The sequence below is a fragment of the Acinetobacter sp. ANC 4805 genome, from assembly GCF_022549495.1.
Lineage (GTDB): Bacteria > Pseudomonadota > Gammaproteobacteria > Pseudomonadales > Moraxellaceae > Acinetobacter.
The window spans coordinates 64577-81470 of the sequence record NZ_JAKZGD010000013.1; the positions used below are offsets into that span (position 1 = coordinate 64577).

15 protein-coding genes are annotated in these 16894 nt (G+C 39.1%); 7 read left to right on the plus strand and 8 right to left on the minus strand.

Annotated elements, in window-relative coordinates; translation table 11 throughout:
* Positions 1 to 3 precede the first annotated feature (3 nt).
* Positions 4 to 1191: an ammonium transporter gene (locus tag MMP60_RS15180; protein ID WP_241337172.1), complete on the plus strand. Its 1188-nt coding sequence runs from the start codon at positions 4 to 6 to the stop codon at positions 1189 to 1191.
* A gap of 59 nt (positions 1192 to 1250) precedes the next feature.
* Here the strand turns inward: MMP60_RS15180 and bfr are convergent, their stop codons facing one another.
* Positions 1251 to 1715, minus strand: a complete 465-nt coding sequence (gene bfr / locus MMP60_RS15185; protein WP_241337173.1) for a bacterioferritin — start codon at positions 1713 to 1715, stop codon at positions 1251 to 1253.
* 353 nt (positions 1716 to 2068) lie between these two features.
* Here bfr and MMP60_RS15190 point away from each other — a divergent pair, with 353 nt between their 5' ends.
* A complete protein-coding gene (locus tag MMP60_RS15190) occupies positions 2069 to 3124 on the plus strand; it encodes an aldehyde reductase (protein WP_241337174.1) in 1056 nt (351 codons plus the stop codon).
* Positions 3125 to 3187: 63 nt separating this feature from the next.
* Here the strand turns inward: MMP60_RS15190 and MMP60_RS15195 are convergent, their stop codons facing one another.
* On the minus strand, positions 3188 to 4108 hold the full coding sequence (locus MMP60_RS15195; protein WP_241337175.1) for an alpha/beta hydrolase: 921 nt from the start codon (positions 4106 to 4108) through the stop codon (positions 3188 to 3190).
* A 149-nt stretch (positions 4109 to 4257) separates the two neighbouring features.
* On the opposite strand from MMP60_RS15195, the gene MMP60_RS15200 reads away from it, so the two are divergent.
* The gene (locus MMP60_RS15200) at positions 4258 to 4788 is read left to right on the plus strand and encodes a TetR/AcrR family transcriptional regulator (RefSeq protein ID WP_241337176.1); all 531 of its coding nucleotides are present in this window, start codon (positions 4258 to 4260) and stop codon (positions 4786 to 4788) included.
* 33 nt (positions 4789 to 4821) lie between these two features.
* Here the strand turns inward: MMP60_RS15200 and ligA are convergent, their stop codons facing one another.
* The 4 genes from ligA to MMP60_RS15220 all read right to left on the minus strand — a co-directional run bounded on the left by ligA (position 4822) and on the right by MMP60_RS15220 (position 12059).
* Positions 4822 to 6846: an NAD-dependent DNA ligase LigA gene (ligA, locus tag MMP60_RS15205; protein WP_241337177.1), complete on the minus strand. Its 2025-nt coding sequence runs from the start codon at positions 6844 to 6846 to the stop codon at positions 4822 to 4824.
* Positions 6847 to 6918: 72 nt separating this feature from the next.
* On the minus strand, positions 6919 to 7905 hold the full coding sequence (locus MMP60_RS15210; protein WP_241337178.1) for a cell division protein ZipA C-terminal FtsZ-binding domain-containing protein: 987 nt from the start codon (positions 7903 to 7905) through the stop codon (positions 6919 to 6921).
* A 1-nt stretch (position 7906) separates the two neighbouring features.
* Positions 7907 to 11353 carry a chromosome segregation protein SMC gene (gene smc / locus MMP60_RS15215; protein WP_241337179.1) on the minus strand — a complete coding sequence of 1149 codons (3447 nt, stop codon included), beginning with the start codon at positions 11351 to 11353 and terminating at the stop codon, positions 7907 to 7909.
* Positions 11354 to 11363: 10 nt separating this feature from the next.
* On the minus strand, positions 11364 to 12059 hold the full coding sequence (locus MMP60_RS15220) for a GntR family transcriptional regulator (RefSeq protein WP_241337180.1): 696 nt from the start codon (positions 12057 to 12059) through the stop codon (positions 11364 to 11366).
* A gap of 351 nt (positions 12060 to 12410) precedes the next feature.
* Here MMP60_RS15220 and MMP60_RS15225 point away from each other — a divergent pair, with 351 nt between their 5' ends.
* Positions 12411 to 13376: a hypothetical protein gene (locus MMP60_RS15225; RefSeq protein WP_241337181.1), complete on the plus strand. Its 966-nt coding sequence runs from the start codon at positions 12411 to 12413 to the stop codon at positions 13374 to 13376.
* 14 nt (positions 13377 to 13390) lie between these two features.
* Entirely contained in the window at positions 13391 to 13933 is a 543-nt protein-coding gene (locus MMP60_RS15230; RefSeq protein ID WP_241337182.1) for an ATP/GTP-binding protein, read from the plus strand.
* 9 nt (positions 13934 to 13942) lie between these two features.
* Here the strand turns inward: MMP60_RS15230 and MMP60_RS15235 are convergent, their stop codons facing one another.
* Entirely contained in the window at positions 13943 to 14743 is an 801-nt protein-coding gene (locus MMP60_RS15235) for a sulfite exporter TauE/SafE family protein (protein WP_241337183.1), read from the minus strand.
* A gap of 29 nt (positions 14744 to 14772) precedes the next feature.
* Here MMP60_RS15235 and MMP60_RS15240 point away from each other — a divergent pair, with 29 nt between their 5' ends.
* Positions 14773 to 15525, plus strand: a complete 753-nt coding sequence (locus MMP60_RS15240) for a biotin--[acetyl-CoA-carboxylase] ligase (protein ID WP_241337184.1) — start codon at positions 14773 to 14775, stop codon at positions 15523 to 15525.
* A gap of 15 nt (positions 15526 to 15540) precedes the next feature.
* Positions 15541 to 16284, plus strand: a complete 744-nt coding sequence (locus MMP60_RS15245) for a pantothenate kinase (protein WP_241337185.1) — start codon at positions 15541 to 15543, stop codon at positions 16282 to 16284.
* Here MMP60_RS15245 and MMP60_RS15250 read toward each other — a convergent pair.
* Complete coding sequence (locus MMP60_RS15250; RefSeq protein ID WP_241337186.1) at positions 16254 to 16841, minus strand: alpha/beta hydrolase; 588 nt, start codon at positions 16839 to 16841, stop codon at positions 16254 to 16256. The two genes, MMP60_RS15245 and MMP60_RS15250, sit on opposite strands and share 31 nt — an antisense overlap.
* Positions 16842 to 16894 lie beyond the last annotated feature (53 nt).

The following is a 16894-nucleotide window of genomic DNA, read 5'->3' on the forward strand; positions in this document are numbered from 1 at the left end:
AATATGCAAAACGTAGATCTATTTTTCTTACTGCTCGGTGCAGTACTCGTATTAGCAATGCATGCAGGCTTTGCATTTTTAGAGCTTGGCACCGTACGCCACAAAAACCAAGTGAATGCGCTCAGTAAAATCCTTACTGATTTTGCAATTTCAGCAATCGCTTACTTTTTTGTGGGTTACTGGATTGCCTATGGACAAAACTTTTTCCATGCAGGCAGTGCTTTAACAGCAGATCATGGTTATAACTTGATGCGCTGTTTCTTCTTACTCACCTTTGCAGCAGCGATCCCAGCAATTATTTCTGGTGGTATTGCGGAACGTGCCAAAATGCGTTCACAAGCCATTGCAACATTGATCTTGGTTGCGCTGATCTATCCTTTCTTTGAAGGTATGATTTGGAATGGTAACTACGGTTTTCAAAAGTGGCTAGAAACTTCTTTTGGCGCAAGCTTCCATGACTTTGCAGGCTCAGTTGTCGTACACGCAATGGGTGGTTGGATTGCTTTAGCGGCAGTTATTTTACTCGGTGCGCGTCATGGTCGTTATAAACAAGATGGTCGTATTAGCGCTCATCCTCCATCATCGATTCCATTTCTTGCTTTAGGTTCATGGATTCTGATTGTCGGTTGGTTTGGTTTTAATGTCATGAGCGCACAGCGTGTCGATGCCATTTCAGGATTAGTTGCGATTAACTCACTCATGGCAATGGTCGGCGGTACATTGACTGCAAACTTTATGGGTAAAGATGACCCTGGTTTCTTACACAATGGCCCACTTGCAGGTTTAGTTGCAATCTGTGCAGGCTCGGATATTGTGCATCCAATTGGTGCATTACTAATTGGTAGTGCCGCAGGTGGTATGTTTGTTTATCTATTTACTTACACTCAGAACAAACTCAAAATCGACGATGTGCTTGGTGTATGGCCTTTGCATGGTGTGTGTGGTGCTTTCGGGGGTATCGCAGCAGGTATTTTTGGTCAACAAGCATTAGGTGGTTTAGGCGGTGTATCTATTATTTCGCAAATCATTGGAACTGGCTTAGGTATTATCATTGCGCTTGTTGGTGGTTTTGTGATCTATGGTATTTTGAAAGCCACAATTGGTATTCGCCTCTCTCAAGAAGATGAATATCGTGGTGCAGACCTTTCGATTCACAAGATTTCAGCCAATTCAGAAGAATCAATGTTCTAATCATTTGGTGTAAATGAGTGTTAAAAAAGCCAACTTCTCAGTTGGCTTTTCATTTTTGATTAGATTTGCGATTGAATATAATTTTGCAAACCGATCAATTCAATTAAACGTAATTGTTTTTCTAACCAATACGTATGATCTTCTTCTGTATCAGATAACTGCTGACGCAACATATCACGGCTAATATAATCGCCTTTTTCTTCACACAATTTAATACCTGTCGCAAGTTTCTCACGAACATGATATTCAAGTGCTAAATCAGCTTTTAAACAACTCACAACATCTGTACCGACATTAATCCCTTCACGGTTCATGTTCGGCTGAGCACCTAAGAACAAAACACGACGAATAATTGAATCTGCATGAGATGCTTCTTCCTGCATTTCATGGTCAATCCGTTCATAAATCTTGCTTAAGCCCCAATCTTCATACATTCTTGAATGAATTAAATATTGATCACGAGCAGCCAACTCACCGCCAATGAGCATATTTAAATAGTCGATGACTTCTGGATTGCCACGCATAATACTTACTCCCTATCGAATAAGTCTATTATGGTGAAATTGGACAGCAATTGCAAAAATATTATGTGTAAGTTTATGATTTTTATCAAATTAAAATGAGAAACATACGCATTTACAGTTCTAATTAGCTTAATTTATCCAAGTAAAATAAGCCTTTGCATACGATTCAAAAACCTTCTAAACCATAATTTTAGGAAAAATCTGTTGTTTGAATTTTTGTAACGATTCGCAATGCTTCTTATTCAGTTCGGCTTTTAAGCAAAAATTATAAAAAAATGACTGTTCAGCCGTTGTTTGTTTGAGCAAAATTCGTTAAATAACATCAATCACAAAAACATTATGCGGAAATAACAATGGACAAAAGTAAACCAATATTAGTCACTGGCGCAACAGGTTATATTGCTGGCTGGATTATCGAACGACTGCTCAATCAAGGCTATAACGTTCATGCAACAGTTCGAGACCCATCAAAGAAAAATAAAATTCAGCATTTATATGATATTGCAGAAAAGTCATCTGGAAAAATTCAATTTTTCAAAGCAGATTTACTCGAAGCACATTCTTTTGATGAATCCATGCAAGGATGTGAAGTCGTCATTCATACCGCTTCTCCTTTCGTTGTGACCAATTATAAAGATGCTGTCAAAGACATTATTGAACCTGCGGTTAAAGGAACAGAAAATGTCTTGGATAGTGTGAATCGCACTGAATCAGTCAAACGTGTGGTTCTCACTTCCAGTATTGCCTCAACCTATGGCGATGCAGTTGAGATTCAGAAAACTGCCAATAATCAATTTGATGAAAGCCACTGGAATAACACCAGTAATGAAAGCCACCAGCCTTACCCTTATTCAAAAGTTGCTGCGGAACGTAAAGCATGGGAAATCGCAGAACAACAAAATCGTTGGAGTCTAGTCTGTATTAACCCAGCATTGGTGATGGGGCCTTCACTCACTGATGCAAGTCAATCTGGCAGTATTGAAGTTTTACAACAGTTCGGCAATGGCACAACATTATTTGGTGTACCGCCGATGTGGAATGGAATCGTAGATGTCCGTGATGTTGCAGATGCGCATGTTGCTGCGGTACTCAATCCCAAAGCACAAGGTCGCTATATCATTTGTGGTGGAACATTAAGTTTGCTAGAAATGGGCAAAGCCTTAACGCAAAAATTTGGTTATAGATACCCATTCCCTCATTTCACCGTACCTAAAACTGCCTTTTCTTTGATTGCTCCTGTGTTTGGTCATTCACGTCAATTTGTAAAACTCAATATGGGCTATCCGATCTACTTTAATTCACAGCGTAGTGTGAATGAGTTAGGCATTCACTATCGAGATATCCGTGGCAGTGTTTGCGAACATTTCCAGCAATTAATCGATGATGGCATTGTTAAAAAACGTGCTTAAAACCAAGAACCGTTCAAGTTTAATCGCTTGAACGGTTCTAATACTCTTTACGATCAGTGCTGTTTAACAGCAAATTAATTTCTTTAAGAACTCAAGTTGATACTGAATGTTTTGTTGAAAAATCGGTTCAAAATATGGCTCAAAATGATTCGCATTCAATAGCTGATATTCAATATGAGGATTATTTATTTTTTTGATTTTCTCAGGATCAAAAGGTGCAACAGAATCTTGAGTCGCACCAATCAATAAAGTCGGTATTTTAATGGTTTTTAAATGGCGAATCGGTCGATACATGCCAATTGTCAGCACTGAACGTGCAGTGACACGATTATCATAATCATCAATAGACTTTCCTGATTCCTGATAATTTTTCATAAAAAAGTCATAAGCTTGATCACGATTCATCGTGGCAAATTGATGTTCAGGTGCGATTACAGGAATATAAGTCCGTGACTGAGATGGTAAATAATCCTGAACCACTTTTAAGCCAATTTTCAACATATCTTTAACAGGATTGGCAAGAACGGCTTGTACCCCGTCTAGCATTGGAACATGGGCAATCGCCCCCAAGAGATGAGGATATTTTGCTGCGAGATCAATGGCATGCCCTCCACCAAAAGAAGTCCCCCAAACCACAATTTTATTCGCATCAATCTTTTCTAAATTTTGTAAATATTGAATTGCTTGCTCAGCTTCACGGACACGTAGCCACGGTGAAATTTGATTTCGAGGCATCCCCTCACTTTTACCCCAAGTCGAGTAATCAAAAGTCATGACGGCGTAACCGATTTGCATAAATGCTTGAACAAAAGGCAACGTCAACAAATCTTGTGTTCCACCCCAGCCATGCACCATCAAAATGACTGGATGTTTTTGTGAAGTTTCGACATTTGGATAATATATTTTTGCAGCACATTGATTGCCATTAGGTGAATAAAAGCTTGCCTCTACACTTTGATCAAGCACATGTTGAAATGTTCCCATTACCTTATTTCCCAATTTATCTTAAATACCATTCAAGAAATATACGCAATTCTTAAATACCATTCAAGATAAGAATAAAATTATCTGCAAATTTTTAAAAATGATCGAATCGCTGTAAAATCAGTTTTGAAATATTTTGAGTCCACACAATGGCGCGCAATAAACGTATTATTCAAAACACGGATGAAAAGAAAGCAGAAATTATTGCCGCTGCACGGATGTTATTTCTTGAGATCGGCTACGATGCAACATCAATGTCAAAGTTAGCAACAACTGCAAAAATTACTCCCAATACGATTTATTGGTACTTTAAAGATAAAGATGAAGTGTTAACACAAGTTCTTAGTTCAGAGCTTATTGATCGCCTAAATGAATATCACAATCAGTCTTTTGCCAACCACACTCAACGCTTATTGTGGGTCATTCAACAACTGGAAAGTGTCAAACACCTGATTACGACGGTACATAACCGTTTGAATTATTCTGAGGAAATTCGCGTATTACATGAAAATTTTCATAGAATTGTCGAAAGTCTATTGTGTATAGAATTACAAAAAATGGGCTTATCCGCAGCAAAAATAGATGCAACCACTCAAATTATTGTTTTTACTATAGAAGGTATTTTGTCCCATCAGCTAACAGATGAAGCTAAATATCAAATCTGTGAACTTCTGATGTAAAAATTCATCCAGAAGTCCACACTATTGATTTCATCACACTGAATATTGCGCCAAAAAGTCTAAAAACTCTTGTTCATTCATTACTCGAATTTCTAATTTTTGTGCTTTATCCAATTTGCTTCCTGCTTTTTCACCTGCAACGACACATTTGGTTTTACTGGAAACACTGCCACTGACACGTGCACCCAAAGCTTGTAACTTTTGTGTCGCCTCATCACGCCCCATGGTTTCCAGTGTGCCTGTTACTACCCAGCTTTCACCATTCAATGGTTGACGTGTTGGTGCAGTCGGTGCATCCCAATGAATCCCTGCCGCCAACAACCGATCTAAGACCTCAAGGTTATGCGGTGCTTGGAAAAAGTCTGCAATCCATTCTGCTGTAATTTCACCCACATCAGGGGTTTTCTTGAGTGCTTCAATATCCGCCGCTTTCAATGCTTCAAGCGTCTGGAAGGTATTCGCTAACATCCGTGCTGTAGTTTCACCAACACCACGAATACCTAAGCCATAAATAAAACGTGCCAAAGTCGTTTTCTTACTCGCCTCAATCGCCTCAATCAGGTTTTGAACGGATTTTTCACCCATTTTCTCGATGGTCAATAAGGTGTCACGATGCTCATGCAAATGATAAATATCAGCCACATCTTTGAGTAAATCGAGATGTAATAACGACTCTACCCAACGATCTCCCAAACCTTCAATATCCAAGGCTTTACGCGAAACAAAGTGACGAATGGCTTCAATCCGTTGTGCTGCACAATATAAGCCACCAGAACAACGTGCTAATGCTTCACCTTCTGGCATCACCACAGGCGATTCACATACAGGGCAATTCGTCGGAAGATGCACCATCTCCGCATCAGCAGGTCGAAATTCAGCCCAGACTTTATCTACTTTAGGAATTACATCACCACTTCGATAAATTCCAACTTTATCCCCTATTCGAATATCAAGACGATGAATTTCACCAATGTTGTGTAAAGTCACATTAGAGACTGTCACACCACCAACATTTACAGGAATCAATCGAGCAACAGGGGTTAAAGTACCTGTTCGACCAACTTGCCATTCAATATTTTCAACATTTGTTAAAGCTATTTCAGCTGGAAATTTATAAGCAACAGCCCATCTAGGTGCTCTACTAATAAAACCTAGTTGCTTTTGCTGTTCAAGGCTATTTACTTTAATAACCATTCCATCAATTTCTACAGTTAAATTTGGTCTTTCAGCAATTAACTGTTCATATTTTTTCTGTGCATCTTGAATACTATCCACAACCCAATGATCATAATTTTCAAAACCAAAATGCTTTAACCATTCTAAATTATCACCAATAGTGCCAACATTATTATCAGGAATACATTGTGCAACACCATACGCATAGAATGCTAATGGACGAGTTTTTGTAATCTGAGAGTCTAGTTGCCTTAAACTACCCGCAGCAGCATTTCGAGGATTAGCAAATTCTTTTTCACCACGTTTCTTTAGATGTCTATTCAACTTTTTAAATCCAGCTTTGGGCATTAACACTTCACCACGGACTTCTAATAATTGTGGGATAGGCTGATCTCTGGAAGATAATATTTTAGGTAAATTACGAATGGTCTTAACATTTTGAGTTATGTCTTCACCTGTTTCACCATCACCACGTGTTACACCACGAACCAGTACACCATTTTCATACCATAGCGAAATTGCTAACCCATCGAACTTAAGTTCAACATCATATTGAATTCTTTGATTGGGTAATCGTTCTTCAACACGATTAGCAAATGCAAGAAGTTCATCTTCTTCGAATACATTATTCAAAGATAACATTGGAACAGTATGTGTCACGCTTTCAAACTTTGATAGGGCTTGACCACCAACTTTATTGGTCGGCGTATCTGTCTGAATCAGATCAGGATATTGTTGTTCTAAAGCTTTAAGCTGATGAAATAAATGGTCATATTCACTATCAGAAATGGATGGCTCATCCATCACATAGTAAGCATGGTTATGTTTTGCAATCAGTTGAATTAACTGACGCATTTGCTCAATAACTGAGTTGTGTTCCATTTAAATTTCACCATATAAAAGGGCGGAAAAACCGCCCTATAATTTTTTACTGAATTTATTATAAAAGATTCATTAGACGGTTGCTTGATTTGGACGGTAATCAATCACATGATGACGCCAATGTTCTTTCAATTGTGGCGTAAATTCTAAATTATTTTCATCATAGACTTTGCCATCGACTTCACGCGCAATTAAGCCTGCAATACTGGTCATCATGTCATACCCAGTCACAGCTTTGCTATTTGGCAGTGCAAGGAAGAATGCTAAACCTTGTACTTGCTCACCCGATAAACTTTCTAAATCAAAGCCAGCAGGACCATTGTCCGTCATTCGCAATACAGAGAACATCAATGTGCTTGGCTCTTCTGTATTTTCATAACGGTGGAAACACGACATTTCACCAAAGCGGAGACCATATTTCAGCAATACTTTTAATGCTTTATCGCCCGACAACGCACGACGTGGATTTGGAAAAACATTCAGCGCAATAATCTGCTCAGCTGTTGCTAATGCACTTTCATCATCATAACGTTGCTGTTCATGTAAATGCACATCCAAAATATTACTCTCACCATCAAATTCTTCAATTTCAACAGTTGCAATATTTGGATTTAAACTCAGTTCTGGCTCAACTTTCGTTTCATCAGCTTTATCTAACAAGTCTTCATCATCAGATACGTCCACTACTCGTGGTTGATCTTCTGATCGTTCAATGCTTGTATTGATTTCAGTATGAATGACAGGCTCAGCCGCAACTTTTACCGTTTCTTCAGCTTTCTCTTCTGCAACAGTTTGTACTGGTGCTGCTTGAGTATCTACTTGAATGGTTTCTGCTTTAAAACTTGGTTCAACCCGTTCAGTTGTTGAGATTACAGTGTCTTTTTGTAGAAGCTGCTCTCGTACATTACGCGGGATCACAGGCTGATTGCTGTCAGAATTAATATGTAAATCAGCGTCTAATGATGGCTCAACTGTTTTTGGTTTTCTCAAAACCATTGCTAAACCAACGAGCATAATCACAACGGCGATAACAATGCCTATTATTGTATTCATTTCCATACTAGGACTCCGAAACTAACCCGTATTCTTTTGCCTGTTCTAAATCGACAGTCACTAATTTTGATGTGCCTGGCTCTGGCATGGTCACTCCCAGTAAATCAGTTGCCATTGTCATCGCCAATTTATTATGAGTAATGTAAATGAATTGCACTTGCTCAGAAAGCTCTTTTACCAAATTACAATACCGTTGTACATTGGCATCATCAAGTGGTGCATCAACTTCATCTAATACACAGAAAGGTGCAGGATTCAATCTAAAGATCGCAAATACCAATGCCAAAGCCGTTAAGGTCTTTTCACCACCTGAAAGTAGTGCCAAAGAACTGTTGCGCTTGCCTGGTGGACGCGCCATCAATTTCACCCCTGACTGCCAATCATCCTCAAGACTTAAGGTCGCTTCACCACCACCAAACACCTTTGGAAACAACACTTGCAGCTCTTGATTCACCTGATCAAAGGTGGTCATAAATAATTTACGTGTTTCTTGATCAATACTTTTCATCGCATCTTTGAGCTGATCAACCGTATTTTGTAGATCTTGCATCTGATGACTCAGCTCATCAAAACGCTGTGACACGTCTGCATATTCTTGTGAAGCTGCCAAGTTTACCGCACCAATTTTATCAAATTGTTGCAATGCTCTTTCTAATTTTTGTTGATGATCTTTTATTTCAATCGAGAGATCAGATAAGGCATCGGCATTGAGTTCTTTGAGCTGTTCCAGATAATGCTCACGATCTGATTTAGCAGCTTGCCAAGCCAAACGCTTTTGCTCTAACTGCTCACGCACCTGCTCATCTTTTTGCTGTGCTTGATGACGTTGTTCTGTCAATTGCTGCTGTTTCTCTTGGACTTGATTCAGTTCAAGTTGCCACTCATTCCAATTTTTTTGCAGCTTTTCTGTTTGCTGAAATTGCTCTTGGAATTGCGACTCTAAGTTCGGTAATTCAAGCTGAATCGGATCAACAAACTTCTTCGCTTGCTCAATCTGTTCAATGATTTGTCGATATTGTGTTTTCAGAAATGAAATATCTTTTTCGAGCAACTCAATTTGTTGATTGGCTTGTGAAGTCTGACGGCGCAAAGCTTCACGTTGCTGCTGCTGTTGCGTAAGCTGTTGTTGTTGCTCATCCAGCTGTTCATTCAGATTTTCGACCTGAAACTGTAAAGTCTTATAATTCGGTAATACTGCTTCTAATTTGAGTGCAAGTGCATGTAAATCAATGTCCAAATCATCACGCTGCATGGCATCTTCTTCAAGTTGCACATCGAGCTGTTTAAGTTGATCTGCCAATTGCATCTGCTGCAATACAAATGCCTGTGCCGTACTTTGTAGTTTGGCAATTTGTACATCAAGCTGTTGCTGCTCTTTCTGCTTTTGTTTCAGGGTTTGCTGTTGTTGCTGTAAGTTTTGCTGTTGCTGTTGCAGCCCTTGCTGCTGTTGTGAAAATTGATTTTCCAAATCAAGCAATTGTGCTTGCTTCTCCGCAAACTGCTGTTCAATTTCTTCTAAACGGACTTGATGGCTAAGCATCCCCTGCGCAGTTTGGCTGTCTTCATCATAATGCAGACCAATCACCCAATCTGTTCCGACATGATAACCATCAAGCGTCAAAATAGATTGTGCTTGCTGGAGATCCGCTTGATATCGCAAAGCTGTGGCTAAATCTTCTGCAACGGCGACATTAGCCCAAAGCGAAGATTTTGGTGCTTCGATCCAATCACTTAAAGCGCATCCTGCAACTTGAACAGACGGCTGTTGTGATGATTTTAACTGTCGTGCGATACCTTCTTGAAAGGATTGTTCACCATCCAACAAATGTGCTTGCAGCCACTTGGCTAAGAATTTTTCAATAATAGCTGCACGCGTTTTACCTTGAGCAGTTAAACGTAGGCTTTGCATCAGTCGAGCCGCATTTTGGTCATGCTTCGGACTCTGCTTCGCCACCAATTGATTTAAATTCTTTTGTTCAGCCAATAAAACCTGAATCTCAGTTTTCAAGTTCTGTACATCAGTCTTATAGCATTGTTGCTGATCTTGCTGTGTTTGTACATCTTGCTGTAACTGTTCTATCGTGGTTTCTAATACAATAATCTGTTGTTGAAGTTGTTGCTGTAATTGTTCTAATTGAGCTTGTTCATCATCTTGAACTTGCGCACGAATCTGGCTACTTTGTGTGTGTAAAGTCTGCTTTTGCTGCTCTATGCGCTGTACACTTTTACCAAGCTGTTCAATTTGTGCTGCCATCTGCAACTTTTTCTGTTGTTGCTGATCGACTTGTACCTTGAGTTGCTCAAATTGCTGCTGTGCTTGTTTTTGTTGTGTCTGAATATCCGTAAAGTTTTGCTCAGCCGTTTGTGTCTGCTGCTCTAAAGCAAGTAATACTTCATTTTGTTCATCAAATTGAGTGGTTAAAGTCTCAACCTGTAATTCAGATAATTGCAAACGCTCTTTGGTCTGTAACTTTTGCTGCTCAAGTTGCAGTAAGCTACTGCTGTTTTGCTGGAATAAACTTTGTTTTTGTTCCAAAGTCATTTTTAATTCAGATAGCTTTTTCTCTGCCTGTTGCCATTCATGCTGCAAAGGTGAAGACTGCTGAATTAAACGCTGAAATAAAGCACTAGTTGCTTCAAGATCATGTTCAATAGTATTTGATTCAGAACGAACCAGTTTAAAACGTTCCCCAAGCGCCGTCATTTCAACCGTATATTCTTGTTGTAGCTTTTGACTTTGATTGGCTTGGAAAGAAAGAATTTCGATTTTAAAAGTCCGAATCTGACCTTCTAAGGTTTTATATTGGATTGCTGCTTCTGACTGACGCTTTAAAGTTTTTAGCTGTGACTTCAACTCAGCTGCAATATCATCTAAACGTGCAAGATTTTGCTCAGTATGTTCTAAATGTTGCAAGGTCTCACGGCGACGTGCTTGATAACGAGATACCCCTGCGGCTTCCTCAATGAATACTCGCATTTCTTCAGGTTTGGCATCGACCAAACGGTTAATCATACCCTGTTCAATCACCGCATAAGAACGAGGTCCTAGACCTGTACCCAAGAAAATATCGGTAATATCACGACGGCGACAACGTGTGCCATTCAAGAAATATTCAGACTTACCTTCACGTGTCACTTGGCGACGAACAGCAAGCTCGTTATAGGCATTATAAGCCCCACCTAATTTGCCATAAGTATTATCAAAACGCAGTTCTACACTTGCGACACCGACAGGTTTACGCTTGGCTGTCCCTGTAAAGATGACATCCTGCATACTACCACCACGCAATTGGCGTGCATTGGACTCGCCCATCACCCAGCGAATTGCATCAATGACATTCGATTTACCACAACCGTTTGGACCCACTACTGCGGTACGGTTTGCCTTAAAATTTAATGTGGTACTATCGGCAAAAGATTTAAAGCCTGAAAGTTTTAAACTGCTTAAACGCATACTGCCCTAACTAGCGGCGTGAGCGTCTAGCCCAAGCCAATTCAATCTGTTTCATACGTGTCAGAGATTCCAACACAAGGTTGCGCAAGTGTCGACAAAAATCTTCCATAAATAAAGCAGCTTGTTGTGATTTTCGGATCAAAATAGCATCAATCACCAGTTTAAACAGGGTAAAGGATTCTTGCAGCTCACGACGTGAAGTATTCAAGGTTAAAAAATAGCTACGACGTAATGACGGTAAAAGTTCTTTATAGAATTGCATAAGGTAGGGATTTGCCACCATATCATGCTGTTCTGCTAAGTATTTAAAGATCGCATCGTAAAATTTTTCAATATCCCCTGCACGAACAAACTCAACCAATTGATCCAATAGAGCCTGTAACTGTTCGGCCTCATTCGCACGCCAAGTTTCACTAATCCGTTGCACGATATGCCCAAGTACCATGACATTGGTGTCAAATAATGCTTTGACTTGCTGAGCTGACATTTCAGAAACAATCGCACCACGGCGTGGAAAAATTTCAATCAAATAAGTACGTTCTAGCAATAACAGCGCTTCACGGACAGAACCGCGACTGACATCTAATTCCTTCGCAATGCGTAATTCTTGAATACGCTCTCCCTCAACTAGCTCACCACTAATAATTTGTTCACTAATATATTTTGCAATCTGTTCAGAAAGACTATCAGCCTCTTCGAGATTCATAATCCCCTCGCTATCGTTGTTATACGCATATTCCAATGCTGTTTGCGCTTTTTGTTTTAACTGATCTTACCTCATAAATTCTATATCATTGTCTAACAATTTTATTGCTTTTTAAGCCAACTCAGATAAAAAACTAAAACTTATGCTTAAATTTAAAACAAAAATCTCAATTAGCAACGTTTAAGATCAAAGAGTTAACTTAATTTAATCAGGCTAACCAAATATCTGAAAATAGATCCATCAACTATATTTTTATTGATATAAATCACATAAAATAATATTTTTAATAAAACAAACACATTTTTAAATCAACTTTACTGAATCACTCAGTAAGCATATATGAGTAGCATTATGAGTGTTCATCAAGCTGTTAATATCGCAATTTTTGGGCTTAGTCTCAGAACATTGAATGAATTAAAAGAGCATGTCCAAACTGCTGTTCCAAACCACATCCAAGTGAAGTGGAGTAATATTGCTGAGCCGCAACTTGATATTTTAATGATTAACCAAGTGTTTTTTGATTCACCTAATATCAAAAGTTTAATTAAAAATAGTAATATCAATGTATTACAAATCGCAAATGATCTAGACAAGAATAGTTCTATTGAAAATGATACTCTGTATTTACCACTTAACCACCTTCACTCACTCCATGATTGGTTGAATGAACGCTTAGCACAAACCCAAGAAATAAATAATACTGCTCCTTCTGAACCCACAAATACAATAATACATCGGAAGCAAATCAAAGACGTTTTGCAAGAAATCCAAAATCCTAGAAATGGAAAAATTCAGTTATTCGACAATAATGGTTTAATTGCTATTGCAGATCCTCGCAATGAATGGGTCTGGCAGAATCCTAGTCTTCGATCATTACAAACAGATTCAAGTTTGAATTACACTTATGCGACCCAAAATGATCAACTTTGGATTACAGACACCCCTCAGCAAGATTTAAAGCAATGGTTATGGAATCTGTTATGGATTTCAACCGACTTCGACGAACTCTGTCCATCATCAGCATCAAGTTTTTATCTAGACATTTGGCCACAACCTCATCACAAAGTAGAACGACAACAAATTCTACGTATGGCTGCATGCTTTGCCAAAGGCGCTCAAATTTCAGTTGTCGCAGCTCAGTTAAAGTTACCTGAACAGCGCGTCAAACAATTTGTTGCTGCAAGTTTAGGTACACAGTACGGCAGAGTGATCAAAGATCATCAAGCCAATTACCATCCTCAAACCCCTCAGACTGAAACAGAACAAAACTTTATGAAAAAACTGTTTGGTCGATTACGTAACCGTTTAGGCTTTTAATCAAGGATAATTCTATGATTTTACAACAATATAAAATTGTCTTTGGTGGAACCATGGGCTCAGGTAAATCCACTGCCATAAATGCCCTTTCGGAAGTTGATGTTGTTAGTACAGAAGCATTCAATACGGATATTGAATCGCACGAGAAACTGCTTACAACCGTTGGGATTGATTATGGTGAAATTACTTTAGACGATGGTGTCAAAGTTGGGTTGTATGGCACACCCGGTCAAGATCGTTTTGATTTTATTTGGGCTGTCATTTGCAAAGGCGCTATTGGGACGATTGTCATGATTGATCATGCTGCTGAAAATCCACTGCTTGATCTAGTACAGTATGTACAAGCGTTCAAACCCTTTGGCAATAATATTGTGATTGCAATTACTCATATTGACCGCAAACCAGAAAGAACGCTTTCGATGTACCGAGATTGGCTGGCAGCACAAGGCATGAATTACCCACTATTCTTTGTCGATGCACGCCAACAAGATGATGTCTTACTTTTAGTTGAAACACTAATTGCGACAATTGAAGTACATTATGGACTTATAAATTAAAGGGCTGATTTAGAGCAGCCCTTTATAAATAAAATAACAGCCCACGACGACAAGTAACCCAGCAAAACATTTTTTCAACATCGCTGCTGATAAACGATGAGCCACTTTTGCCCCGAACTTGGCTGTGATAAAGCTCATCGTACTAATACCAAGAAAAGCATAAATATGCACGTAGCCAATGGTATTCGGTACATCAATGTGTTCTCTAGCACCAAACCACATAAAACCAATTGCACCTGCTACTGCAATAGGTAAACCACATGCAGCAGATGTTGCTACTGCCTTTTGCATTACCACACCATGACGATTTAAAAATGGCACAGTCAAACTACCACCACCTATCCCAAAAATCGCAGAAGCAATACCGATTCCTCCACCCGCTGCAAACTGTAATGCTGCCGATGGTAAATGGCGATTTGGGTCAATCACTGCATGCGCTCCCCTAAACATCTTGTATGCCATCCAAACTGCAAAAACACCTATAAGCAATTGCAAATGTTGCCCCGACATCAGATCAGCTAGGCCTGCACCTAAAAATGAGCCTAAAACCAATCCAGGCGCTAAATTACGAAAGACCTGCCACAGCACTGCTCCCTTTTTATGGTGTGCAGTGACTGAGCTAATTGAAGTCACAATAATGGTGGCTAAAGACGTTCCCACTGCAATATGCATAATGACATTAGGGTCATAATTCATTTGAGTAAAGACAATATATAAAATCGGTACAATAATTAAACCACCGCCAACCCCAAATAACCCCGCAGTAAATCCAGCAATTGCACCAATCAGCAAATATATGATTAACTCCATAAACACATGACCACTCTATTTGTAAAACAATGGAAGATTTAGCAACTCGCCAACTTCAGCAATTACTGAATGCAAAAAATCAATTTCCTGAAATCGTCTTGCTCAAAACCACGACAACATCGACCAATGATGATATGCGTGAAATTGCACAAAAAGGCATGACCACAGGATTGGTATGCAGCGCCCAACAAACTCAAGGTCGTGGTCAACATCAACGACAATGGGCATCTCCTGAAGGGAATATTTATTTAAGTACGCTGATTCACACTAAGACTGCCTTAGATGGTCGCCTTGCACTTGAAGTTGCTTTAAATATTCTGCAAATGCCGAGCTTGCAAGGTTTAAGCCTACAAGTCAAATGGCCCAATGATTTATATAGTCCACAAGGTAAATGGGGGGGAATTTTGGTTGAGCCTCTTTCAGCACATCAAGCGATTGTCGGTGTCGGGATCAATTTAAATACCCCACCTGTAGAAAATGCAGATCAAGCCATTACCTCATTAAACATGCTAGGTCTAAACCACCTTGATCGTTTGGCACTTATTGCTGAACTCTATACTGCAATTCAACAAGCGGCTCAATGGTTTGAACATGGTAGCTATAATTTAGCAGAACGCTTTAATCACCATGCAATATGGCTCAATCAATACGTTGAATTTGAACATGCCCAAGGTAAAATTCAGGGATACTTTCAAGGCATTTCCAATGATGGTGCAGTGCTCATCAAAACCGAACAAACAGAAAAATATTATCAAGGACGTTTACGACTTGCTTCACTTTGAGGAAATGACCATCCGATGAAAAGTTTATGGCTAGATATTGGCAATACTCGCTTAAAATACTGGATCACTGAACATGATCATGTGATTGAGCATGCTGCTGAATTACACTTACAGTCTCCAGCCGATTTATTACTGGGCTTGATTCAGCATTTCCGCCATCAGCATTTAAGTCAGGTGGGGATCTCATCTGTTTTAGATGCTGAGAACAACCAACGTATTCAAATGATTCTAGATATTTTGGAAATTCCAATTATCTTTGCCAAGGTACATGCCGAATATGCAGGACTGCACTGTGGTTATGCTGTACCGAGTCAACTTGGGATTGATCGTTGGTTACAAGTGTTAGCTATGGCAAAACCCAATGAAAACTTTTGTGTGATTGGTTGTGGTACAGCCCTAACTATTGATTTAGTCGAAGGTTTACAACATTTAGGTGGCTATATCCTGCCAAATCTATATCTACAACGTGATTCCCTGATTCAAAATACCAAGGGCATTAAAATTCCAGATTCAGCTTTTGATAATTTAAAACCTGGGCACAACACCGTCGATGCGGTACATCATGGTATTTTACTTGGTCTAATCAGTACCATTGATCAGATTATGCAACAATCACCCAAAAGTCTAATTTTGACAGGCGGTGATGCTGATTTATTTGCTAAATTTCTCAGCCATTATCAACCTCAAGTTGAACCTGACTTACTGCTGAAAGGATTAAAAAATTATGTTCAGCTCAATTCAGCTTTAACTAAAGTTTGAAGTATCTTAAACAGCTGAGGAAACATTGTATATCCATCTTCAGTACGGAAATGCCCTGCCTGAACAGCTTCAATCAGTTGGGCATTCAGTAAATTTGAAAATTTAAAAGTCAAAGGCACTGGGACAATAGGATCATTCGTAGAAAAGAAAACGAGACGTCTTTTAACATTAGCTCGTATTACGCCACTCATAAAATTTGAATGCTGAATAAATTCATCATATTCAGAAAATTTAGGTATAGGCTCATTAAAAGCCGCAATAAATAAGCATGCTTTCAATTGAGTTTGTTGCAGATGCTTTGCTAGAAAGTGAGCCGCAGCAATACAAGACAGTCCATGGGCAACAACAATACTCTGTTCATTTAAATCTTGTAGTTGTGTTTCTAAACAAGTTTGCCAAATTTCAGCTTCTGGATGATTCGAGTCCGCAAGGAATATACGTTCAGCTGCAATTCCTTCAGATTTTAATTGTTGCTCTAACCATAAATACCAATGTTGCTCAGGATCCGCATTCTCACAATGCAAAATAAATACTTTACCGTTCAAATTATGTGACATATATAACACTTTATAGATATAAAACATATACTTAATATCATTATCCTCCTTAT